This window comes from Maritimibacter sp. HL-12, from assembly GCF_900177545.1.
Taxonomy (GTDB): domain Bacteria; phylum Pseudomonadota; class Alphaproteobacteria; order Rhodobacterales; family Rhodobacteraceae; genus Sinisalibacter.
The window spans coordinates 3,529,333-3,550,062 of record NZ_FXBQ01000001.1 but is presented as its reverse complement, the minus strand read 5'-3'; the positions used below and the strand labels follow the sequence as shown (position 1 = coordinate 3,550,062).

The window sequence follows — 20,730 nt, the reverse complement described above, 5'->3', positions numbered from 1 at the left end:
GTCAAGCGGTCCGGACTGGATGAGGTTCCGCCCCGGCAGGCGGCGAGAGCGGTGCGAATGTCAACTTCGGAATACCCTGAGAAGGGACAGGCATGCATCCCAAATGTCGAAGATTCGCGCGAGAAAGTGCGCATGGGCGACGAAAGGCAGCGATGGCCGGCCCTCGAGTTCGGCGTCGAGAACGGCGACAAGGCGGATCAGGCGGTGGCGATGGATGCCGATCCGAACCTGCACGGGGTCTGCGAGGGCACCGGCGAAGGCGGTGATCACCGATCCCAGAAGCATCAGGCCGAAAAGAGTGGCCGCGACGAGGGCGAGCGAAGGCCCGACAGGGAAGATCCGGTACCAGATCCCGCCCAGGGCGGTGCCGAGCGGAAAATCCGCGATCGCCGCGCTCAGCGAGACCGCCCCGGCGATGCCCGGTGCCATCGAGATCATGCCCGGCGTCAGCGACCGCAACGCGATCGCCCCGACGACCAAGGCGATGAGGGCCGCCGCGACCTCGGCCATCGCGGAGCGGGTGCCGGTGTATTCCGAGATTGCCGACATGATCCGGTCGGCCACCGGCCCGGCCCCCGCCGCATCTCCGCGCCGGTGTTGCGCCTCGCAAAACCGCGGCGCGGCACGCAACGCGTGGCGGAGGGCTGCAGGGCTGCGCAGGCGATCCGCCCCGGCCAGCGGCACGCCGCAAAGCTCTGACAGGATCGCGGCCTCGAGCCGTGCCGCGACGCTCGTTCTGAGCAGGATGCGTCGGCCGCGCAGCCAGGCCGACAGGGCGTGAAGCCCGAACCGCCCGCAAAGCCATCCCAGAACCCTGACAAGCACAAGGACCGGCGACAGCAGCAGGTTCGCCGGGGCGCGCAGGATATCGCGCCCGAGCGCCACGCGGTGCAGGCGCAGGGTGCCGGGCCAGGTGAAGTGACGCTGCACGAAGGCGTCCACGTCGGCAATCCGTTCCGGGCTCATCCGCGCTTCCAAGATGTCCTCCGCATCGCCTCGATTCGAGGTGGTTCTTCCAGCCTATCAGGTCGCGAAACAGGCTGCTCGCCCAAGTGTTCCGGGCTTGCCCCCTGCGTGAGCCTGCCCGGTGCCGCCCGGCGGGCTTCCGGCCCACCCCCGGCGCCGGGTGGCCCCGTGGTCAACCCGCCAGCGCCACAACGAACCAGCCGCCAGCGACCATCAGGGCGAGGGAGAGCAACGCAAGCAGCCCGTCCCGCGCAAAGAGGGAGACGGCAAGGAGGGTGATGACCGAAGACGGCACGGTGGCCCCGAAGGGCACGATCTCGAGCGGCGGGAGCGTAAGTGCGAGAAGCAGGATGATCGCGGCGATCGCCCGCTCGAAGGCCCCGGCGGTCAGCCATGCGAGCCTTCGCCGCACCACCACGCCGAGGATCCGAACCGCCGGTCGCAGCACACGCGCGGCCTGACACAGACGGCGGCCAGCAAAGCCGCGCCGGAGAAGGAATGGCGGGAGCCACAGATCGCTGCGCCCGAGCAGCATCTGCACGCTGATCGCCGCGATGACGCCGCCGAGAATGGCCGAGGTGCCGGGCAGATCGCCGAGCGGGCTGAGGGCCAGGAGCCCGGAGGTCAGCAGCGCCGACGTGAAGGCATGCCTGCCAAGGCAATCGCGCACGGCGTCGAGCGTCACGCGCTGCCGCGTTGCGCCGAGTGCGTCGAGCCGGTCCAGCATGTCGGCGACGTCCTGCATCCTCTCTTCCCTGTTTCCGGCGTGACCCCGGTTCCGGCTTCGCGGCCGTCCTTGGCGACACCCGGCACCATCATTGCACCCAACTCGGTCTGGCGACATCCGGTTCAAGTCCCTCCCGCGGCTTGCCGCCGATATGCCGCAAACAGCCCGGATGATCACCGGACCCGATGATCCGGGGTGCCTGCCCAGCGGCATGGAGAATTGCGCAAGGGCTGAAGCCCCGGGTGCACCGTGATCCCGATGGCGCCAACACACCCAGCCGCCCGCCCGGGATACCACGCATGCGGCAGGCGCGCGGCAAGTGCTGGATCAAGGGCAGATACCTTGCCAGGCAACAACGGCCCCTTCGCGCAACACAGGCTTTCAGGCCCGGTTCGGACCTTCCCCTAATCCCGGGTTTTTGTGAAGATTTTGGCTCCGGCGGTAGGGATCGAACCTACGACCAATTGATTAACAGTTCTATGGGCTAGACGGCTGGTGGACGGCTAAGCTAGGCTAATCCAAGCGAAAACAATGACTTGAGACGCAAACCCACCCCCATAGACGGCTCCGCAAAGATACCTTGACCCCAATGTAGCCTTACGCGAGCCTTACGCCAGACCGGAGGCACATATGACCACCTACCCAACCAAGGCCCGCCTGACAGACGCGATGGCCGCCAAGTTTCCCTTCCTGCCCAAGGGGCAGAAGCTGATCGCGGATGAGGTCGAACCGGGGCTTTACCTTAAAGTCGGCAAGACCGCGAAAAGCTGGGTCGTGCAGCGCGAACTGCGCGTGCTTGATGACATTATGCGCAAGGCGCGCAAGACGGTGCGCCGGGCCTTCGCGTCGTTTCCCGAAACCAGCGTGAAGACGGCGCGCGAACAGGCCAAGGCAGAGATTGCCGCGATCCTGACCGGCGATCTGGCCGCCGACAAATCGCGGGGCGTGACCCTGGGCGAGGCATGGGGCCTTTACCGATCTGCGATAGAGCGCCGGGGCCGCAGCCCCGCGACCGTCGAGAGCTACCGAAATGCCGTCGAAGCCGACCACCTTCTGGGCATCTGGCGCGACACGCCATTGGAAGACTTGGCGACCGAGGCGGGGGCGCGAAAGGTCGCGGCCCGACACGATGCGATTTCCGCGAAGCAGACGCATCCGCAGCACGGTGGCACCTATGCCGCGAACGGCGCGATGCGGACCCTCCGCGTGATCTATAACTGGGCACTCGAACGCGGGCACGTTCGGCCAAACCCGGACGGATGGCACCCGACCCGGCAGGTGACGTATAACCCGGAGGAACAGAACGGCGACAAGAAGGCGATGGACCTGTCCGACCTTGCCGAGTGGTGGCAGGCATACCTTGCGATGGAAAATCGTGTGCGTGCTGAATTTCAGCTATTCCTGCTGCTGTCCGGCAGCCGGTCGGGGGCCATTGCGACGGCACGCTGGGAACACCTCGACGTGGCCGGGCGGCGGCTGCACATCCCGACGCCCAAAGGCGGCAAGGCCCGTGCCTATGATATTCCCCTGACGCGTCCGATGCTGGCCTGCCTTGCGCGCGCCCGCCGTGCCGCAAAGGTCTACCAGGCCGCCCTTGCGCGTGAATGGATATTCCCGGGCGATCCGTCCAAGGCCAAGCGCGGCAGCGGAGATTTCGCCGGACATATGTCGCTCTATGCGACCACCGAACCCAAGTTGCCGTGTTCGGGCCACGGTCTGCGCCACACCTACCGGAACGCCTGCGAATGGGCCGTGGTGAGCGACAACCTGTCGAAGAAGCTGATGAACCATTCGCAGAAGGGCGACACCCACTCGGGCACCTACGGCAGCCGAACGGGCGTCTGGAACCAGCTTCTGCTGGCCCAAGAGCGCATAAGCACGGTGATGATGGAAAACCTTCGGCAACAAGAACCAGCATCTAGACGCAGCCCCGCTTAAGCCGGTATAACGGCGCCGTTGACATCTTAACCGGCGGGCCACGGCACAACGGTCGCTATAAATCCCCACGAGGGGAGCCTTGCCTTCGGGCGGGTGCGGCTAGGCCCCATGTCGCGGACGCTAAGGACCAGCCGCGAGCCTCTATTGCCCCGAAACGGGGCAGGAGGCTCTATGGACGATCCTGTTGCATTCGCAAAGCTTGTGGCGAAGGAAATGGCCGATGGCTATGCCACTGGCCGATATGCGCCACCCCCTGAATACCTTAACACGGCCCACGCCGCCGCATTTCTCGGGCTGACGCCTGCTGGAATGGAGACGATGCGCAAGGAAGGGCGTGGCCCTGCCTTTATCCGCGCCTCGGGCAAGCTCGTGCGCTACCGCGTGACCGATCTGCGTGACTGGATGGCCCAGCACCGCGTCGAACCGGGCGAGGTGTCGGAATGAGCGGGCCGGAGAACGAAAGCACCCCCGGCGCTGGGCAGCGGGCCGGGGGCGCAGAGGACAGGAACCATCATCATCACCCTGATGCCGCGAGTATACCGCCGGGTGATGATCCGGGCGACGAAAAAGGCTTGTTGCCCAACACCGGCGCGGCGCTCGACTTCCTTGACCATTGGTGCGGGGACGGGCCGCGCGTCCTGACCGCGATCCCACTGGACGGCGACAAGACCACCACGGCGACCTTTGGCGCCGGTGACCGCGACCGGATGGCCGAGTGGATCGAAGCGCGGCAGGGTCGCCAGAACATCTACTTTACCGTGAACCGCGTGTTCGCTCCGGCGAGCAGCAAGCCCAAGAAATCCGACATTGAGTCTGCGATTGCGCTGCACGTCGATGTTGACCCGCGCGCGGGGGAACCGCTGGCTGCCGAGCGTGAGCGGGCAGAAAGGGTTCTGCGCGAACACGATCCCGCGCCCAGCGTGATCGTTGACAGTGGCGGTGGATACCAGAGCTTCTGGTTGCTCGACGCGCCTGTGGTGATGGAGGGTGAACGCGGCGACGAAGCGCGGCACCTGCCGGTCGAAGATCGGAACCGGCGCATCGAGGTCGCGCTTGGCGGGGATGATTGCCACAACATCGACCGGATTATGAGGCTGCCGGGCACGGTGAACCTGCCGGGCGAGAAGAAGCGCAAGAAGGGGCGGAAGCCGCGCGTGGCGCGCGTGATCTTCGCGGATTGGTCCTTGCGCTACCGGCTGGCCGATTTCGCGCCACTTGCCAAGGCCGCGACGGCGACGGCCAAGACCGGGCCTGTCCGGGCCGTGTCGGCGGTTGCCGATGTGGACGTGTCGGCCTTGCCGGTGTCCGACCGGGTGAAGGCGCTGATCGTGACCGGCAACGATCCCGATGACCCGGGCCGCTGGGAAGACCGATCCCGCCTCGTGCTCTATGTGCTGTGCGAGATGATCCGCGCAGGGGTATCTGACGCTGAAATGAAGGCGGTGATCCTCGACCCGGATTTAGCCGTGAGTGCGCACGTCTTGGAACAGAAGGGTGCGGACCGCTATGCCGACCGCCAGATCGCCCGTGCCCACGAGGAGCAACCCGCTCCGGGTCCTATCCTCCGGCCCCTGCCGATGGATCTTGCGCGGGCCTGCCGCGATGTCTTGCGGCCGAACCTGCGGCACCACCAGCAAGAGTTCCTTGACTGGGACGGCGCGGCCTATGTCGGTGTGGCCGACGACACGGTGCGGTCGGAGGTCTGGCGGTTCCTTGAGACCTGCCGCGTTGAGACGGAAAAGGACGGCGTGAAGCCTATGGTGCCCAAGAGCGAGATGGTGTCGGGCGCAATCGACGCGCTGCGCGCCGTGTCGCACCTGCCACCGTCGCGCGAGGAACCGCCGCTTTGGCTGGACGGGCGGTCCGGCCCCGATCCGATGGAGCTCTTGCCGACCCGTTCGGGCCTGTTGCACCTGCCCACGGGGGACCTCTTGCCGGCCACGCCGGACCTTTTTACGCGCAATGCGCTCGACTTCTCGCACGACCCGGACGCGCCGCCGCCCGAACGGTGGCTGCGGTTCCTGCGCGAGGTCTGGCCCGGGGATGATGAAGCCGACTGCATTGCCGCGTTGCAGGAGTTTATGGGATACCTGCTGACCCCCGACACCAGCTTGCAGAAGGCCCTGCTGCTCCCCGGCCCGAAGCGGTCGGGCAAGGGGACCATCGGCCACATTATGGGCAAGTTGGTCGGTGAGGCAAATACCGTCGCGCCGTCGCTGAACAGCTTCGGGCGCAGCGACTTCGGGCTGGAACCGCTCTTGGCGAAGCAACTTGCCATCGTGTCGGATATGCGCCTGAGTGGTCGCACCGATGAGGCGGCGGTGGCGGAAAACCTGCTGCGGATCACGGGCGAAGATCGCGTGAGCGTGAACCGCAAGCATCGCCACGCTGTCGAGGTGACGCTGCGGACGCGGTTTGTCGTGATGACGAATGAGGTGCCAAAGTTCGCGGATAGGTCGGGTGCGCTGGTTTCGCGTTTCGTCGTGTTGCCGATGCGGCAGAGCTTCTATGGACGCGAAGACCCCGACCTAAAGCGAAACCTTGCCGCCGAATTGCCCGGCATCCTTCTATGGGCCGTCGATGGCTGGCGCCGCGTTCGGGCGACGCACCGGATTACACAGCCCGAGGCGGGGCGTGACGTTGCCTTGCAGATGACGGACCTATCGTCGCCCATCCCGGCCTTCGTGCGCGAATGGTGCGATATCGGCGGCGACCTCTGGGTGGCAAAGGATCGGCTGTTTGCGGCCTTCCGCGAATGGCACCGGGAGCATATGGGGCAGGACTATGTCGGCAAGGCCAACATCTTCGCGCAGGACCTCTATTCCGCGACCGACCAAGCGGTGAGGCCCTACCGGCCCCGCGATCCGCACGACCCGACCGGAAAGCGGCGGATTGAGGCGTATGGTGGCATTGCCCTGCGGTCCGGGTTCGACGCGCGGCCCAGGTCGGACGATCCGCCGTTCTAGGCCGGTCGGGGTTCGGGTCGGGGTTCGCCCCGGCCCCTGCCCAAAATAACAGGGGCTTAGCTGTCCCGGTCGGGGCGGTCGGGGTTTCCGCCTATTGTGTGTTCCGGTTTGTCTCTATCTCTCTTTTTCCTTCGCTCTGCGGGATATGTTGAGACTAACCCCGACCGCCCCGACCGGATGAAAGAAACCGTTGCCGTTATGGGCGTTAGCGGATTGGAAGCCCCGACCGAACCCCGACCGGGGTGCGACCGAACCCCGACCGCGCCGCGCCGGCTGAAACCGGGGCCGTGTGGCCGGAAACACCGAAACCCGCGTTGTGCGCCGCTCCTAAAAGGCCACGCCCGATCCCGCGCCCCGCTGGGCTGGTCTTGGTGTTGCGATCCGCGATCCGCCGCGCCGATCCCCTCGGCCTGATCTTTCTGGGCAATGGCCACCCCGCAAGGGTCGCGCGATCTGGCCGCCTGAAAGCCCATATTCGCAGGTGTCTATCCCCGCCGCGCAGGCCACCCCCGGACCGACCGGCACAGGGTGCTTTCGGATAGACGGCCCAACTGTGTTCGCGGTATGTTCTACCTATGGTTGAGAGAAGAAATGGAGCAACAACAATGGACTTTCCGAAAACACCCCCCCGCCGCGCCGCGATCTATGCCCGGGTATCGACCGGCGAACAGACGCCCGAGAACCAGCTTATCCGCCTGCGAGAGGTGGCGGAGCGCGCGGGCTGGGCGGTTGTGTGCGAATATGTCGAGACGGTATCCGGGGCCAGCCGCGCGCGGCCCGGGCTGGACGCGATGATGAAGGACGCCGCGCGCCGCCGGTTCGACGTGGTGATGGCGTGGGATGTGTCGCGCCTCGGGCGATCCCTGCGCGATCTGGTGGACCTGTTCGAGACGCTACGCAGCGTCGGCTGCGACCTCTTTCTGGAACAGCAAGCGCTCGACACCTCGACACCGGCGGGCCGCGCCCTGTTGCAGATGTCGGGCGTGTTTGCCGAGTTCGAGCGGGCGATGATCGTGGAGCGCACGAAAGCCGGAATGGCCCGCGCCCGGGCGCGCGGCAAACAGATCGGTCGCGTCCCGGCCTCTGACGCGCTGATCGACGCGATCCGCGCCCTGCGCGCGGACGGGATGGGGATGGACCGGATCGCGCGCAACCTGAAATGCGGCAAGGGCCTGAGCCAGAGGGTTTGCCAAGAGTTCGACAAGGAGATGGCAGATGGATGACGACAGGTTTGACGCAATCGCGCGCCGCGTATCGGACGGCACCCCCGGTGGTCCGGCCTATCGCGTCGGCAAGCGCGGATTGAAGATCGTGGAGGAGCTTGCCGCGCGCGGCGTGGCCGAGGCGACGATGGCCAAGGCCCTGCGGATGGGCAAGGATGCCTTTCGCGCTGCGAAGCGGCGCGACCCTGCGGTGCAGGAGGCAATCGACCGGGGCCGCGCGACCGAACACGACAAGCTCGTGGGCGTCCTGCATGATCTGGCGATGGCGGGCCAGTATGTCCCGGCGATGTTCCTCTTGAAGGCCCGCCACGGATACCGCGAAGGCGAGCAGGTCGGGGTGAACGTGAACATCGACACCGGCGGGGTGCTGGTGGTGCCGAACAAATTGACGATGGAGGAGTTCCTTGAGGCGCAGCGGCAGGCGGGCCTGTATGACAGCCCGATCCGGCCCGATGCGGTGGAGCGCATCCCCGGCCAGCGCGCCATTGAGGCGGTGCTGGACCCGGAGACGCGGCGGAGGGACTAGACGTGACGTTGCCAGTCAGTAACGGGGCTAATCACATCTGGTTAGAGGGATATTAATGGAGGCCAAGGGTCTTCACCAATCCTCGGTGAACCACTATCGGCTCTGATGCATTTAGGGCCAAGTGATTCCTTTGGTATTTAAAAATTGGGCGACGATTTTGGGGTGCGTTGCCAATAATGCTGAAGTGGAATAGTATCTTGGCAATCCCCACTGCAGAGAGCCTCTTTGTTTCTGAGTTGCAATCCTCAGTATTCTGGTAGGCGGTTATCTGCGCAACAAAGTCATCATACCGGTATCTTTGTTTATGGGTTGCTCCTAAGCTGGAAAGGAGCGAGTTTATATCCGGAATGACGCCCCCAATTTCGTTTACTAGCTCCTCCCGAAAGTGATTGGAGAAATCTCCGTCAACGCCTCGAATCGTGTCAGCGTTCACGTATCGGTGACCTTGACCTATTGATGACCTAGCAGCATCTCGCAAAAACCTTACCATGTCCCTCGGCCGGGAATGCGTGAGTTCAAGGATATAATCAAAGGAATGAAGTGAGTTTTTCGATTTGGGTGAGCCAACAGGCATCTTGTAGCTCGAAAACAATCCTTGCCACTCTGTTTCAAAATCATAGGATTGAGCTGTTGGGTTGTGTGATCTTGCAATTCGGAATGCAAGCATTCTTTTCAGCTCTTCCTTTTTCCATGACAAATTAACCTTGTGATCTTCCCACTTATTCTTATCTGGATCGGATAGCAATTCGTAAATGTCATCACGAAGGAACACTATCGGCTTAATATCGCAGTTATGATCTGCAAAGACACGCCGCACATTCGAAACCGCTTTCATTAAACTGGTTACCAAGGCAAGATAACGGGATCGCGAAGTTTCGTCCCAGTAGTTCCTATAATCCTCGTCGAGCTCATCAAATACAATAAAATAGCTTGAGTCGTCGATATTCCTAGTAATCAATAGCTCCATCGCCGGAATTAGATCTTGCCAAATATCCTCAAGCTTCGCCTTCTCGCGTTCAGCTGACGCGCTTCCTGACAATCCAAAAATTCCTGCCCCGAAGCCTCCTTTGGTCCAAGTCTCCATTATTGAACCAATGTAGCGAAACTCGTCGCTCGGATACATCTTTTGAATTCTGGACTTGAAGTCCGCGTTGATGTTCTCGTTCGAAGCCATCATCTTTAGAACTGAATTGTAGATAAAGTATTTCCAAAGCGAAATATACTGACTGGGCGTCGTGAAGTTCCGATCTTCCAGAGAATACAGTAGGTTGAATGGAAATTCCTTGAATGATAGCTTTAAGCTGAATCTGTTGTATTGAATGTTTGTTTCGAAATACCGGCAAATTGCGGTTTTTCCAGTCCCCTTCCGCCCTATAACAATAGAGTTGGTTCCATCCTCCAAGCTCGCGACGTCGTTAAGATGGTAGAAATACCGGGCTGAATCCTCATCAGCCGCCTCAAGTTTCCAACGCGAAATTTCTTTAAGAATTGATTGATCATCTTTGGTACTCGGGCTCAAAATTCTGGTCCTCTACTTGCCATGAAACTCGCAACTACTGATCCAGCCGTAAAGGCGCTGCGCAAACCTTTGCCGATTGGTGGAGTTTGTTCGAGCCCCTAGGTTTCTTGCTTTTCGCCCCAAAAGTTAGTGTTTTGAGGTTCCGCTGGCAACAACGAAAACCGCTCTGCCGCCCCCACGGCTCGCGCTATAGTTGCGCATCCGGGGCGATGGCGACCCTGACAGCGCAGTGGCAGCGCGTCGGCCCCCAAACCTGAGAGGACCGACAGATGACCGCAACGCTTTCCCCCGACGACACACCCCCGACCTTGCCCGCCGCCGGGACGCTCTATGGCCTGCCCGAACTGGCCGAGGCGGTCGCCGCCGCGATCCGTCTTGAAGAGAGGCACCGGGCGATGATCGACCGGCTTGAGGCCGCGATCCTGAAGCAGGCGCAGGATGCCGCCGACAGTGCGCGCCGCGCGGGGTTCGGCAAGCTCGACGCCCAGAACGCCGGAACCAAGATGGCCGCGAAGGCCCGCAACGATCTGCGCGCCGCGTCCGATGATGACCGCTGGGCGATCCTGCGCCAGCTCGACGCGCTGGCCTCGGGCCTGTCCGCCTCGGATGTTCTCTGGGCTTCGCCCGTGGTCGCGCTGGCCCGCGCCGGTATGGGCAGCGACAAGCGCACGAACCATATGGCGCAGCTTTCGGGCGCTGGCCCGGCGGAGTTGCGCACGGCGGCAGCGCTGGCCGCCGCCACGCTGGACCGGGTTCTGGGGGCCAGTGTCGCGGCCCTGCTCGACCGGATGCCCGCAAAGCAGCGGATCGTGTCGCCGCAGGAACTGGCCGACCGGCTGATCGGTGACGATGTGCGGCAGGCCCGCGCGGCCATCGCGGCGGTGAAGCAGGCGCACCAGCGCGCCCTGAACGCTGACCGCGAGTTCGCATCTGGCCGCCGCAACGCCACCGCCCGGATCGCATCGGCGCTGGCCGACCGGGACGCGGCGCAGAACGCAGGCGCGGCGGTGGAGGCAGGCTGATGGATCTGATCTGGTCGCAGCGGATCGCAGAAGCATATCCGACCCTGTTCCCGCGCCGCCTTCGGCAGGCCCATATGGCGCTGATCTCCTGGGCCGAGGAGGCCAACCCGGACGGCTGGCCCACACCCTCGGATGTGGAACGCTTCGCGCGTCTCTACGGTGTGCCGCGCGGCCCCCTCGGGGCCTTGGTCGGACTGTTGTCGCGCCAGCCGGTGAATGACCGTCGGGTGGTCGTTTGGGTCGATGCTGTGCGCGATCCCGACGCCGCCACGCCGCACCTGATCCGCCAGCACGACCACAAGGTGGTCCGGGCCTTCGGATGGTTCTGCGCCACGACCGATCTGGGCTGGCTGAAACTGCGCGCGCCGATCCTGCATTGACCCTCTGAGGGAACGGCGGCGGGGTGGCGCAGATGCGCCGCGCCCGACCCCAGGGAAACAGGCCCGCGCCGATGATGACCGGCGCGGGCTTTTCGGGGTGACACCTAGAACGGCGCGTCTTCCCCGACCGTCCCGAAATCCGGGCCGCGAAGGTCCTTTGGGTCTACGATGTAGTAGGTTCCGAAATCGCCTTCGCGCACCGGCCCCAAGGGCACCTGATCGAGCGGCAGGACAATGTCGAGGTCGCCCTTAGGGTTGGTGAGCCGGATGAAGCGTTCTCCCTGAGCCGTCGCAAGCCAATCGACGGCGCTTGCGCTGATCGCAACGCCGCCGCGCGCGAGCTTGCTGTGGCACCAAAGGCACACCGCGCCGGTCGCGTCCTCATATGCGAAGTGGCGGCTGCCGCCCGGGCGGCGGTTGAACATCCGCGCAGTGGCGGCATCGAACGTGTTTGAATCGGACATTGCGTCCTCCTGTGATGGAGGGCGCTGGCGGGCGGTTGCGTGGATTGCGAGGCCGACACACCGACGCCAGCACCCGAAGGGGTGATGATGTTCTGGTGGTCGGCGCCATATTCGGTCCCGGTCTGCCCGTTGGGCAGCCTGCCTTAAGGTTTGGTGGAGGGGTGTCCTCCCGCCGGTCGATGCTCCCGGGACTTTCCGGCACAGGTGGAGCCCACAGGCCCGCTTTTCGCTCGACACACCGAAGGTGGTGGTTCGGCGTGAACCTGTCAACGGCGAAGAATCCCTTTCGAGCGACGTGCGCGGCCTTCGCGGGTCCCGTAAAGCACGTTCGCTCGTGGGTGCCCGCATAGGGCGATCTGTGATTCCCTTGGGCGCAACTGTCTGCTATTCCTTGGCAAACAGGTATTTGGGCAGGGGCGGTCGGTTGGACATTGGTGATCTTGAATCTTTCGCGGATGCGTTGAAGGCGAAATTCGCGCTGCCCGGGGCCGCTTCGCCCGAAGACCAGTTGAAGCCCGAGGTCGCGGCGCTCTTTGTCGCCACTGGCGCGAAATACGGGCTGACTGTCGAAACCCGGACCGAAACGCATTTGTCGGAACACAAGGTCCGGCCCGACATTGCGATCTATGTCGGAGGCCTGATCTGCGGATATATCGAATTGAAAGCTCCCGGCCTCGGGGCCGATGCGCCGAAACTGAAAGGCGACCATAACAAGAAGCAATGGGCCAAGCTGAAAAGCCTGCCGAACCTGATCTATACCGATGGCCGCGAATGGGCGTTGTATGAATCCGGTGAACGGCGGGACGGCCAGCCCATCGTGCGCCTGACCGACGATCCGACCGACAAAGGGAAGGCCGCGACGAGCAAGGCGGATGCCGAGGCATTGGAGCGCCTGTTCCGCGACTTTCTGGGCTGGGAACCGGCGGTCCCGCATCAGCCGACGCCCCTTGCGCAATACCTCGCCCCGCTGACACGCTTCCTGCGGTCCGAGGTCGAGAATGCGCTGAGCCTGCCCGGCTCTGCCGTTGGGCTTCTGGCGGGGGAGTGGCGGCAGTTCTTTTTCCCCGATTCCGACGATGCCAAATTCGCGGATGCCTACGCCCAGACCGTGACCTATGCGATGCTTCTGGCGCGGCTGTCCGGTGCGCCCAAGCTCGACCCGACCGAGGCCGCCAAGACGCTCGACAAGAACAACGGCTTGCTTGCCCGGACCCTCGAATTGCTGGGCCAGAAGGCCGCGCGCGATGAACTGGTGGTCGGGTTCGAGATGCTGCGCCGGTCGCTGGAAGCGCTGGACCCGCACGACTTCCTGAAATCGAAGCCCGACCTCTGGTTGTATTTCTATGAGGACTTCCTTGCCGCCTACGACCCCAAGCTGCGCAAGGATTATGGCGTCTACTATACCCCGCGTGAGGTGGTGGAATTGCAGGTCCGGCTGGCCTCGGAACTGCTGGAAAAGCGGTTCGGCAAGAAGCTGGGCTTTGCCGACGATGGCGTGGTGTTCCTTGACCCGGCGGTGGGCACCGGCACCTATCCCGTTGCGGCGGTTAAGCACGGGCTGGAAAAGGTGCGCAAACGGTCCGGCCCCGGCGCGGTCCCCGCCCGCGCGCGCCAGATGGCCGAGAACATGCACGGCTTTGAGGTGCTGGTTGGCCCCTATGCCGTTGCGCATCTGCGCCTGACGCAGGCGCTGGAAGGCGCGATGAACGACGCCAAGGCGGCGGCTGGCGAACCCGAGGAGAAGCTGGGCAAGCGGCTGAGCATCTATCTGGCCGACACTCTGGGAACGCCAAACTTCGCGCCACCGGGCGGTTTCGATCTGACGCATAAGGCTCTGACGCAGGAACACGAAGCCGCTCGCAAGGTGAAGCAGGGCGGGGATATTCTCGTATGCCTTGGAAATCCGCCCTATGACCGCGAGCGACGCAATGAGGACGGCAGCAAAGCAAACAAGGGTGGCTGGGTCCGCTTCGGGGATAAAGGACAGGGGCGTGTAACCCGCGCGGATGACACGAAAGAGCAGGACACGATTGAACGCCCAATCTTTGAGGATTTCTTGAAGCCTGCCCGAGACGCGGGCAAGGGTTTGAACCTGCAAGTGATCTTTAACGACTATGTCTATTTCTGGCGCTGGGCGCTTTGGCGAATGTTTGAGACACAGAAGTGCGGCGGCATTATCAGCTTTATCACAGCGTCGAGCTACCTTGTCGGGCCGGGGTTTGTCGGCGTTCGAGAAATGATGCGCCGCAGCTTCGATGAGCTGTGGATTCTCGATCTTGGCGGCGACAATCTCGGTGCGCGCAAAACGCCAAATGTATTCGCCATTCAGATTCCGGTTGCGATTGCGATGGGCGTTCGGGGAACCAAGCATAACCCGGATAAACCTGCCAAGGTGCGATATGCCAAAATCGAAGCGGATAGCCGAGACGCTAAACTAGCCATTCTCGCTGGGAAGGCTGACCTGAGCAAATTCGAGTGGCGTGACTGCTCCGACGAATGGCAAGCCCCGTTTATGCCGCTCGGAAAAGGTGCATATTTCGATTGGCCGCGCGCTATCGACCTTTTCCCCTACCACACAGCGGGGGCTGTGTTCTATCGAAGCTGGCCCATAGGCGAAACGGAATCCGTTCTTGGTGCCCGTTGGGAACGATTGCGCAACGCGACGGCGAAGGACCGCAAGGCCCTCTTTAAGGAATCCCGCGACAGAAAGATCGGCCACACCGTGGCGCAACCCGATCTTTCCGGGCACGGCGAACCGCCCATCCGCGACCTGACACCAGCGACCCCGCAGCCCAATACGGTCCGCTACGGCTATCGCTCGTTTGACCGACACTTCGCGTTCTATGATTTCCGGGTGGGTGACTTTATCCGCCCATCCCTCGGTCGGCTCGATGGGGAGAAACAGACCTTCTTGGTTTGCCCCGACACGTTGATTTGCGGTCACGGTGCGATCTGCTCGGTCTCTGCGGACATTCCCGACCAACACTATTTCCGGGGCTCTTTCGGCGGCAAAGACGTGATCCCCCTCTACCGGGACGCCGCCGGAACCGACCCGAACGTGACCGCCGGTCTGCTCGGTGCGCTTGGCGCGGAATACGGCACCACGCCGGATGCCGAGGACCTCGCGGCCTATGTCTATGCCCTGCTGGGCGGGCAGTCCTATACCCGGCGCTTCTGGAATGAGCTTGAAACCCCCGGCCCACGCGTGCCCCTGACCAAGAACGGCAAGACCTTTGCCGAGGCGGCGGCGCTAGGGCGCAAGCTGATCTGGCTGCACACCTATGCCGAACGGTTCCGGGGCAAGGATCGCGGCGATGAGGTGCCGCAGGGCAAGGCCACCACGATAAAGGGCGTGTCCGCCGATCCGACGCATTACCCGGTCGAATACGCCTATGACGAGGCCAAACGCGAGATCGTCGTGGGGGATGGACGGTTCGGCCCCGTGTCGCCGCAGGTCTGGGAGTTCGAGGTATCGGGCTTGAAGGTCGTGCAGTCGTGGCTGGGCTACCGGATGAAGAAGCGGGCGGGCAAGAAATCCTCTCCCCTCGATGAAATCCGCCCGGAACGCTGGACCGCGCGGATGAGCGACGAACTGCTGGAACTGCTCTGGGTTCTGGAAGCGACCCTTGCGATGGAGCCGGAGCTTGAAAAGATGCTCGACAAGGTCGTTGCCGGTTCCTGCTTCGCCGCCGCCGATCTGCCGATGCCGACGCCGGAGCAACGTAAGGCTCCGGGTAAGGCTGTGGTGGCTGGGGACCAGTTGGATATGTTCGCGGACGACGATGAGGCGGGCGAAGATGATGAAGGTGACGACGACTGACCTCTGGACAGGCTCGACCGGGCCTGTTTTTCTCGCTGCCGTGGGCAGTTCTGGGATTTTGTGTTTGCTTCTAGGGGTTTGCTCGCGGGGTTCGGTTGGGGCGGGCGGTTCTGAAAATATGTGTCGAGCCTTACGCGCGCCTTACTTTTCCGCCTTACGCGAGAATTTTCGGGAATAAAAAAGCCCTCTAAGGCGTTGACCTTAAAGGGCTTATTTTGGCTCCGGCGGTAGGGATCGAACCTACGACCAATTGATTAACAGTCAACTGCTCTACCGCTGAGCTACGCCGGAACACGGCTCGCGATTTAGCAACATGCGGGGGGGCTGGCAAGGGGGCGTGGGTGTTTTTTTCGGGCGCGGTCGATTGGCCTCAGGTGCCGATACGTTCGAAGGTCGCGTCTGCGGCGATCTGCGGGCTGGCGCGGGTGATGTCGCGGGTCGTGAGGTCGATGAGATGGGCGAAAACATTGCGCGCGGCGGCGGGCAGGAGGGCTGCCGGCGTATCGGTATAGATCGCGCGGGCGAGGGCCTCCGGGGTGGCGGGGCCCTGCGCGAGGGCCGCAAGGATTTCCGCCTCGCGGTTCCTGCGATGGGCCAGCAGCCAGTCGAGGCGGGCCGCGGGGTCGGTGACCGGGGCACCGTGCGCAGGCAGGAACAGCCGGGCCTTGCGCGCGGCAAGGCGGTGGCAGGAGGCCAGGAAGGCGGTGAGGTCGCCGTCGGGCGGCGAGATCAGCGTCGAGGCCCAGCCCATCACGTGATCGCCGGTGAACACGACGTCGCCGAGCGCGAAGCTGAGATGGCCGGCGAAATGGCCCGGGGTCCAGACCGCCTCCAGCGTGGCCCCGTTGCCGATCTCGATCCGCTCGCCGTCTTCGATCCGCTGATCGGGGGCAAAGCCGTGGTCGACCCCTTCGCCGCCTGAGGCCAGACCGCGCGCGGCGAGATCGGTCATCACCGCGCTGCGTCCGGCCTCGGGCGGGCCGAAGCCAGACACCCGGGCGTCGCTGGCTTCGGCCAGCGGGCGGGCGAGCGGGGAATGGTCGAGGTGGGGGTGGCTCACCAGCACCCGCGCCACCCGCTCGCCGGGGGCGAGGCCCGCGAGGATCGCCGCGTAATGCGCCCGGATCGCCGGGCCGGGATCGAGCACCGTCACCGCACCTTCGCCGAGGATATGGGTATTGGTGCCCCAATGCGTCATCGGCGACGGGTTGGGCGCGAGCAATCGCCGGATACCGGGGGCGAGGGTCTGCATCACGCCGGGGGTGGGCCTTGCATCAGTCATGGCGGCACGAAACCCCGGCGCGGCGGCGAAGGCAAGGGGTGCTTGCATGTGACGGACCCCCGCGCCATGCTCGCGCCGCCCGAAGCGGCCCCGACGGGGCCACCGCGAGGAGACACCACCGATGGCCCGCCGCCCGCGCAAGGATCGCGCTGCCGAAAGCCCGCCCGCCGCCAACGCCTTTCGCGCGGCGGCGCTGCCCGCACCGCGCCCGCGTTTCGAACTGGCGGGCGAGGCGGGGCGCGCGGCGCTGCTGGCGCGCGCGCTGCGGTTGCTGGAGGACCACGGCGTGGCGGTGGTGCATGAGGCAGCCCACGCCGCGCTTCTGGCGTCCGGCGCGCGGCCCGGGCGCGAGCCTGCCCGGCTGCGCCTGCCGCTCGGCCTGGTCGAGGAGGCGCTGGCGGCCACGCCGAAAGAGGTGCGCCTTGCCGGCAAGCGGCCCGACCGCGACGTGACCCTGCCGCGCGGCGACCATGGCTTCGTGATGCGCACCGGCACCGGGGCGCATGGCTTCATCGAGATCGGTTCGGGCGATTTTCGCAACATGGAGATTTCCGACGTCGCCACCATCGCCCGGCTCGCCACCGGGCTCGACGAGGTGGGGTTCATCGCGCATCCGTTTTCCTACGGTGTGCACGAGTTGACCAGCGACATCCACGGCGTCGGCGAGCTGGTGGTGAACACCGACAAGCACATCTGGCTCCAGCCCTACAACGTCGAGAACGTCGAGTTCCTGGTCAAGATCGTCGAGGTGGCAGGCTCGACCCCGGCGCGGCCGATCGCCTCGATGATCATGTGCTCTTTCACCCCTCTGGAGTTCAAGGTGATGGACGTGGAGGCGCTGATCCAGTGCGGCAGGGCCGGGCTGCCGGTGCATGCCTGCTCCTTGCCCTCGGCGGGTGGCACCGCGCCGCTCTCGGTGGCGGGCAACGTGCTGATGGCGCTGGCCGAAATCCTCGCGATGGTAACGATGGGCCACGTCCTCGCGCCGGGGACGCCGATCATCGCCACGCCCTTGATGTTCACTCTCGACATGGCCACCGGGCAGGCGCTGCATGCCTGCCCCGAGAGCCTGCAGGCCAAGGCGCTGGCGGTGGAGGTGCTGCACGGTCTGGGGCTGGTGACCCATACCTACGGCATGGGCTCCGACACCCCCGCCGCCGACCGCCAGTCGATGGCGGAACGGGCGATGCTGGGGCAGATGGTGGCGATGGCGGGGTGCGATATTCTCGGTGGCGTCGGCCAGTTGCAGACCGCGACGGTGTTCGACCCGGTGCAGGCGGTGCTCGACAACGAGCTTGGCGGCTACCTGCGCGCGCTGGTGGCTCTGCCCGATCTGGGCGAGGCGGCGTTCAACTGGGACGAGGTCAGCGAGATCGGCATCGGCGGGCATTTCCTGTCATCCGAGCAAACCCTTGCGCTGTGCCGGTCGCAGTATCGCCCCGGGGTGTTTCGCCGCGACCGGCGCGACGATTACGACAAGGCGGGGCGGCTCGGGGCATGGGAGGCGGCGCGCGACAAGGCCCGCGCGCTGATCGCCGCCGACCCGCCTTCGGGCCTGCCCGACGATGCGGCGCGGGCCGAGATTGCGGCGCTGCGGGCGCGGGCCGATGTCGAGATCGCGGGCAAGGCGACGGTGGCCGGGCGGCGGGCGGTGATCTGAGCGGCGTATCCGGTCGGGAAAAACCGTCAGAGCCCTTTGAGCGCCGGGGCGAGATCGCCGTAGCCGGTGAAGCGGCGCTCATAGGCGAGGCCGAGACGCTCGGCGGCGGCGCGGGCCTGTACGTCGAGGGCCGGATCGTCTGCCTGGGCGAGGTAGACGAGCTTTTCGTAATTGCCGAAATAGGCGTCGCGCAACTCCGGGTGCCGGTCGAGCCCGAGCGGCTTGATCACGAAGGCCTCGAACTGGCGGGTGAGAAAATCGGTCAGGTAGAAGGCGGTGACCTCGTCGCGCGCGGCGAAGGCGGCGTTGCCCTCGAAGAAGCTGTAGCAATGCGGGCCTTCGAGCATCGCCACGCCGTGGCGGGCGCAGACCTCTGCGATCTTGCCCCCCGAGCCGCAATCGGCATAGGCAACGAAGATCGTTTCATATGTATCACGGTGCTTTAAGATGGCTTCTTCAAGCATCACGTGAATTTTTTCCGGCCGGTTGTGCAGGATCGCGGGGAGGCAGGCCAGGTCGACGTGGGACAACCCGTTTGCCTCCAGCACCGCGAGAATCTCGCGCGCCAGCGCACCGCACCCGATGACCAGAACCCGGCCGTTGCCACGCGCGGCGAGGCCTTCGGCGGTCAGGCGCGCGTCGTCGGTTTCGGTGCCGGGTTTCATGCGTATTTCACCGCCGTGCCGTAGGCGAGGATTTCCGCGGCGGACTGGGCGATCTGCGAGGTCTCGAACCGCGTGCCGATCACCGCGTCGGCCCCAAGCGCCTCGGCCTCGGCGATCATCCGGTCGAGCGCCTGTTCGCGCGCCCCGGCCATCAGCGAGGCATATTCGCGGATTTCGCCACCGACGATGTTGCGCAATCCGGCGACGATATCGGAGCCGATGTGCTTGGCGCGCACAGTGGAGCCGCGCACGAGGCCAAGGACCACGAGTTCGCGGCCCGGAACGGTTTCGGTGGTGAGAACCAGCATCACTTGTCCATCCTGTCATAACGGTCATCTTCGGCGCTGCCGAGCCGGTCGGCGATCACCCGCCAGACGACATAGGCCACCAGCATCGCGGGGATGACGGCAAACCAGCCCAGCGGAAACTGGACCACGGCGGCGACCATGGTGGCCACCCAGACGGTGATCCCGGCAGCGGCGATCACGATCACGAGTATGAGAACGAACTTGTCGAGCGGCATGGCGGCCTCCTTTTGCATCCAAAGATGGGGCCGGGGCGGGCGGCTGGCAAGGCGCGGGTTCAGTCGGGCCGGTCCGTGAGTTTTTGCCAGGCGATGCCGAACAGCATCAACAGCGGCATCAGTGCGAAAAACACCTCGCCCGAGAGCGCATCGGCGCGGATCGCCGCGACCAGAACCCAGATCGCGGCCAGCGCCGATCCCCCCGCAAGCGCGAGGAAAAACAGCCGCCGCCCGGACGTCACGGCTCAGACCGCCATCTGGTTGTGCTTGCGGGCCATGAATTCCTTGGCGGTTTCCACCGCCACGGCGGCGTCGCGGCAATAGGCATCGGCGCCGATCGCGCGCCCGAACTCCTCGTTGAGCGGCGCGCCGCCGACCAGCACGATATACTTGTCGCGCTTGCCTTCCGCGATCAGCGTGTCGATCACGATCTTCATGTAGGGCATCGTGGTGGTGAGCAGGGCCGACATGCCGATGATGTCGGCGTCTTCCTTCTCGGCCGTCTCTATGTAGTTCTCGACCGGGTTGTTGATCCCGAGATCGACCACTTCGAAGCCGGCCCCCTCCATCATCATGCTGACGAGGTTCTTGCCGATATCGTGGATATCGCCCTTCACCGTGCCGATCACCATCTTGCCGACCTTGGGCGCGCCGGTTTCGGCCAGCAGCGGCTTGAGGATCGCCATCCCCGCCTTCATCGCGTTGGCCGCGAGCAGAACTTCGGGCACGAACAGGATGCCGTCGCGGAAGTCGTCACCGACCACCTTCATCCCCGAAACCAGCGCCTCGGTGAGCACCCGGTAAGGTTCCCAGCCGCGTTCGAGCAGGATGTTGGTCGCCTCCTCGATCTCTTCCTTGAGCCCGTCGTAGAGATCGTCGTGCATCTGTGCGACGAGATCTTCGTCGTCGAGTTCGGAGAGGATGATTTCGTCTTCTTCGTCGGCCATGGGTTTGATCTCCCGTTCGGCGTCATGCGCGGTCTTCTGTCCCTACATGCGGTGCGGTGCGCTGACGGTATTGGCGGTTTGCGACTTCGAACGCGCCTTTGG

Annotated in this window: 19 protein-coding genes and 1 tRNA gene; 9 read left to right on the top strand and 11 right to left on the bottom strand. The window is 64.4% G+C overall.

Annotated features, from left to right (window positions below):
* Positions 1-60: 60 nt before the first annotated feature.
* Both B9Y97_RS17560 and B9Y97_RS17555 read right to left on the bottom strand, forming a co-directional pair.
* Complete coding sequence (locus tag B9Y97_RS17560) at positions 61-966, bottom strand: DUF6635 family protein (protein ID WP_085527966.1); 906 nt, start codon at positions 964-966, stop codon at positions 61-63.
* 172 nt (positions 967-1,138) lie between these two features.
* Complete coding sequence (locus tag B9Y97_RS17555) at positions 1,139-1,711, bottom strand: exopolysaccharide biosynthesis protein (RefSeq protein WP_176224409.1); 573 nt, start codon at positions 1,709-1,711, stop codon at positions 1,139-1,141.
* A gap of 612 nt (positions 1,712-2,323) precedes the next feature.
* Here B9Y97_RS17555 and B9Y97_RS17550 point away from each other — a divergent pair.
* The 5 genes from B9Y97_RS17550 to B9Y97_RS17535 all read left to right on the top strand — a co-directional run bounded on the left by B9Y97_RS17550 (position 2,324) and on the right by B9Y97_RS17535 (position 8,346).
* On the top strand, positions 2,324-3,631 hold the full coding sequence (locus tag B9Y97_RS17550) for a tyrosine-type recombinase/integrase (RefSeq protein WP_085527964.1): 1,308 nt from the start codon (positions 2,324-2,326) through the stop codon (positions 3,629-3,631).
* 171 nt (positions 3,632-3,802) lie between these two features.
* Positions 3,803-4,075, top strand: coding sequence for a helix-turn-helix transcriptional regulator (locus tag B9Y97_RS18040; protein ID WP_176224408.1), 273 nt, complete (start codon positions 3,803-3,805; stop codon positions 4,073-4,075).
* The gene (locus tag B9Y97_RS17545) at positions 4,072-6,597 is read left to right on the top strand and encodes a DNA primase family protein (protein ID WP_085527963.1); all 2,526 of its coding nucleotides are present in this window, start codon (positions 4,072-4,074) and stop codon (positions 6,595-6,597) included. The genes B9Y97_RS18040 and B9Y97_RS17545 overlap by 4 nt, the downstream gene beginning before the upstream one ends.
* A 605-nt stretch (positions 6,598-7,202) precedes the next feature.
* Positions 7,203-7,820: a recombinase family protein gene (locus tag B9Y97_RS17540; RefSeq protein WP_085527962.1), complete on the top strand. Its 618-nt coding sequence runs from the start codon at positions 7,203-7,205 to the stop codon at positions 7,818-7,820.
* Positions 7,813-8,346, top strand: a complete 534-nt coding sequence (locus B9Y97_RS17535; protein WP_085527961.1) for a hypothetical protein — start codon at positions 7,813-7,815, stop codon at positions 8,344-8,346. Before B9Y97_RS17540 ends, B9Y97_RS17535 begins: the two co-directional genes overlap by 8 nt.
* Before the next feature lie 52 nt (positions 8,347-8,398).
* On the opposite strand, the gene B9Y97_RS18035 is transcribed toward B9Y97_RS17535, so the two are convergent.
* Positions 8,399-9,865 (bottom strand): P-loop ATPase, Sll1717 family, encoded by a 1,467-nt coding sequence (locus tag B9Y97_RS18035; RefSeq protein WP_139828366.1) that lies wholly within the window; start codon positions 9,863-9,865, stop codon positions 8,399-8,401.
* Between the two features lie 269 nt (positions 9,866-10,134).
* On the opposite strand from B9Y97_RS18035, the gene B9Y97_RS17530 reads away from it, so the two are divergent.
* Together B9Y97_RS17530 and B9Y97_RS17525 are read left to right on the top strand one after the other, a co-directional pair.
* Positions 10,135-10,887: a hypothetical protein gene (locus B9Y97_RS17530; RefSeq protein WP_139828365.1), complete on the top strand. Its 753-nt coding sequence runs from the start codon at positions 10,135-10,137 to the stop codon at positions 10,885-10,887.
* Entirely contained in the window at positions 10,887-11,267 is a 381-nt protein-coding gene (locus B9Y97_RS17525; RefSeq protein WP_085527959.1) for a hypothetical protein, read from the top strand. The genes B9Y97_RS17530 and B9Y97_RS17525 overlap by 1 nt, the downstream gene beginning before the upstream one ends.
* Before the next feature lie 104 nt (positions 11,268-11,371).
* Here the strand turns inward: B9Y97_RS17525 and B9Y97_RS17520 are convergent, their stop codons facing one another.
* A complete protein-coding gene (locus B9Y97_RS17520) occupies positions 11,372-11,731 on the bottom strand; it encodes a hypothetical protein (RefSeq protein ID WP_085527958.1) in 360 nt (119 codons plus the stop codon).
* 424 nt (positions 11,732-12,155) lie between these two features.
* Here B9Y97_RS17520 and B9Y97_RS17515 point away from each other — a divergent pair, with 424 nt between their 5' ends.
* The gene (locus B9Y97_RS17515; protein WP_217809468.1) at positions 12,156-15,551 is read left to right on the top strand and encodes a type ISP restriction/modification enzyme; all 3,396 of its coding nucleotides are present in this window, start codon (positions 12,156-12,158) and stop codon (positions 15,549-15,551) included.
* A gap of 216 nt (positions 15,552-15,767) precedes the next feature.
* Here the strand turns inward: B9Y97_RS17515 and B9Y97_RS17510 are convergent.
* Positions 15,768-15,842 (bottom strand) — tRNA-Asn (locus B9Y97_RS17510).
* A 79-nt stretch (positions 15,843-15,921) separates the two neighbouring features.
* Positions 15,922-16,833 (bottom strand): MBL fold metallo-hydrolase, encoded by a 912-nt coding sequence (locus B9Y97_RS17505; RefSeq protein WP_085528333.1) that lies wholly within the window; start codon positions 16,831-16,833, stop codon positions 15,922-15,924.
* 121 nt (positions 16,834-16,954) lie between these two features.
* Here B9Y97_RS17505 and B9Y97_RS17500 point away from each other — a divergent pair, with 121 nt between their 5' ends.
* Complete coding sequence (locus tag B9Y97_RS17500; protein WP_085527957.1) at positions 16,955-18,493, top strand: trimethylamine methyltransferase family protein; 1,539 nt, start codon at positions 16,955-16,957, stop codon at positions 18,491-18,493.
* A gap of 26 nt (positions 18,494-18,519) precedes the next feature.
* Here B9Y97_RS17500 and B9Y97_RS17495 read toward each other — a convergent pair whose 3' ends face one another.
* The 5 genes from B9Y97_RS17495 to B9Y97_RS17475 are packed head-to-tail and all read right to left on the bottom strand — an operon-like array spanning position 18,520 to position 20,628.
* A complete protein-coding gene (locus tag B9Y97_RS17495) occupies positions 18,520-19,158 on the bottom strand; it encodes a DUF1638 domain-containing protein (protein WP_085527956.1) in 639 nt (212 codons plus the stop codon).
* Complete coding sequence (locus tag B9Y97_RS17490; protein ID WP_085527955.1) at positions 19,155-19,466, bottom strand: YbjQ family protein; 312 nt, start codon at positions 19,464-19,466, stop codon at positions 19,155-19,157. Before B9Y97_RS17490 ends, B9Y97_RS17495 begins: the two co-directional genes overlap by 4 nt.
* Entirely contained in the window at positions 19,466-19,681 is a 216-nt protein-coding gene (locus B9Y97_RS17485; protein WP_085528332.1) for a hypothetical protein, read from the bottom strand. Before B9Y97_RS17485 ends, B9Y97_RS17490 begins: the two co-directional genes overlap by 1 nt.
* 59 nt (positions 19,682-19,740) lie before the next feature.
* Complete coding sequence (locus B9Y97_RS17480) at positions 19,741-19,923, bottom strand: hypothetical protein (RefSeq protein ID WP_085527954.1); 183 nt, start codon at positions 19,921-19,923, stop codon at positions 19,741-19,743.
* 3 nt (positions 19,924-19,926) lie between these two features.
* Positions 19,927-20,628, bottom strand: coding sequence for a corrinoid protein (locus B9Y97_RS17475; protein ID WP_085527953.1), 702 nt, complete (start codon positions 20,626-20,628; stop codon positions 19,927-19,929).
* Positions 20,629-20,730 lie beyond the last annotated feature (102 nt).

Bases quoted from the DNA above. Each gene is read 5' to 3' on its own strand.
- B9Y97_RS17530 (WP_139828365.1), top strand. From the start codon at position 10,135: ATGACCGCAACGCTTTCCCCCGACGACACACCCCCGACCTTGCCCGCC.
- B9Y97_RS17520 (WP_085527958.1), bottom strand. From the start codon at position 11,731: ATGTCCGATTCAAACACGTTCGATGCCGCCACTGCGCGGATGTTCAAC.
- B9Y97_RS17535 (WP_085527961.1), top strand. From the start codon at position 7,813: ATGGATGACGACAGGTTTGACGCAATCGCGCGCCGCGTATCGGACGGC.
- B9Y97_RS17555 (WP_176224409.1), bottom strand. From the start codon at position 1,711: ATGCAGGACGTCGCCGACATGCTGGACCGGCTCGACGCACTCGGCGCA.
- B9Y97_RS17505 (WP_085528333.1), bottom strand. From the start codon at position 16,833: ATGACTGATGCAAGGCCCACCCCCGGCGTGATGCAGACCCTCGCCCCC.
- B9Y97_RS17500 (WP_085527957.1), top strand. From the start codon at position 16,955: ATGGCCCGCCGCCCGCGCAAGGATCGCGCTGCCGAAAGCCCGCCCGCC.
- B9Y97_RS17525 (WP_085527959.1), top strand. From the start codon at position 10,887: ATGGATCTGATCTGGTCGCAGCGGATCGCAGAAGCATATCCGACCCTG.
- B9Y97_RS18040 (WP_176224408.1), top strand. From the start codon at position 3,803: ATGGACGATCCTGTTGCATTCGCAAAGCTTGTGGCGAAGGAAATGGCC.
- B9Y97_RS17540 (WP_085527962.1), top strand. From the start codon at position 7,203: ATGGACTTTCCGAAAACACCCCCCCGCCGCGCCGCGATCTATGCCCGG.
- B9Y97_RS17485 (WP_085528332.1), bottom strand. From the start codon at position 19,681: ATGCCGCTCGACAAGTTCGTTCTCATACTCGTGATCGTGATCGCCGCT.
- B9Y97_RS17545 (WP_085527963.1), top strand. From the start codon at position 4,072: ATGAGCGGGCCGGAGAACGAAAGCACCCCCGGCGCTGGGCAGCGGGCC.
- B9Y97_RS17490 (WP_085527955.1), bottom strand. From the start codon at position 19,466: ATGCTGGTTCTCACCACCGAAACCGTTCCGGGCCGCGAACTCGTGGTC.
- B9Y97_RS17495 (WP_085527956.1), bottom strand. From the start codon at position 19,158: ATGAAACCCGGCACCGAAACCGACGACGCGCGCCTGACCGCCGAAGGC.
- B9Y97_RS17550 (WP_085527964.1), top strand. From the start codon at position 2,324: ATGACCACCTACCCAACCAAGGCCCGCCTGACAGACGCGATGGCCGCC.
- B9Y97_RS17475 (WP_085527953.1), bottom strand. From the start codon at position 20,628: ATGGCCGACGAAGAAGACGAAATCATCCTCTCCGAACTCGACGACGAA.
- B9Y97_RS17560 (WP_085527966.1), bottom strand. From the start codon at position 966: ATGAGCCCGGAACGGATTGCCGACGTGGACGCCTTCGTGCAGCGTCAC.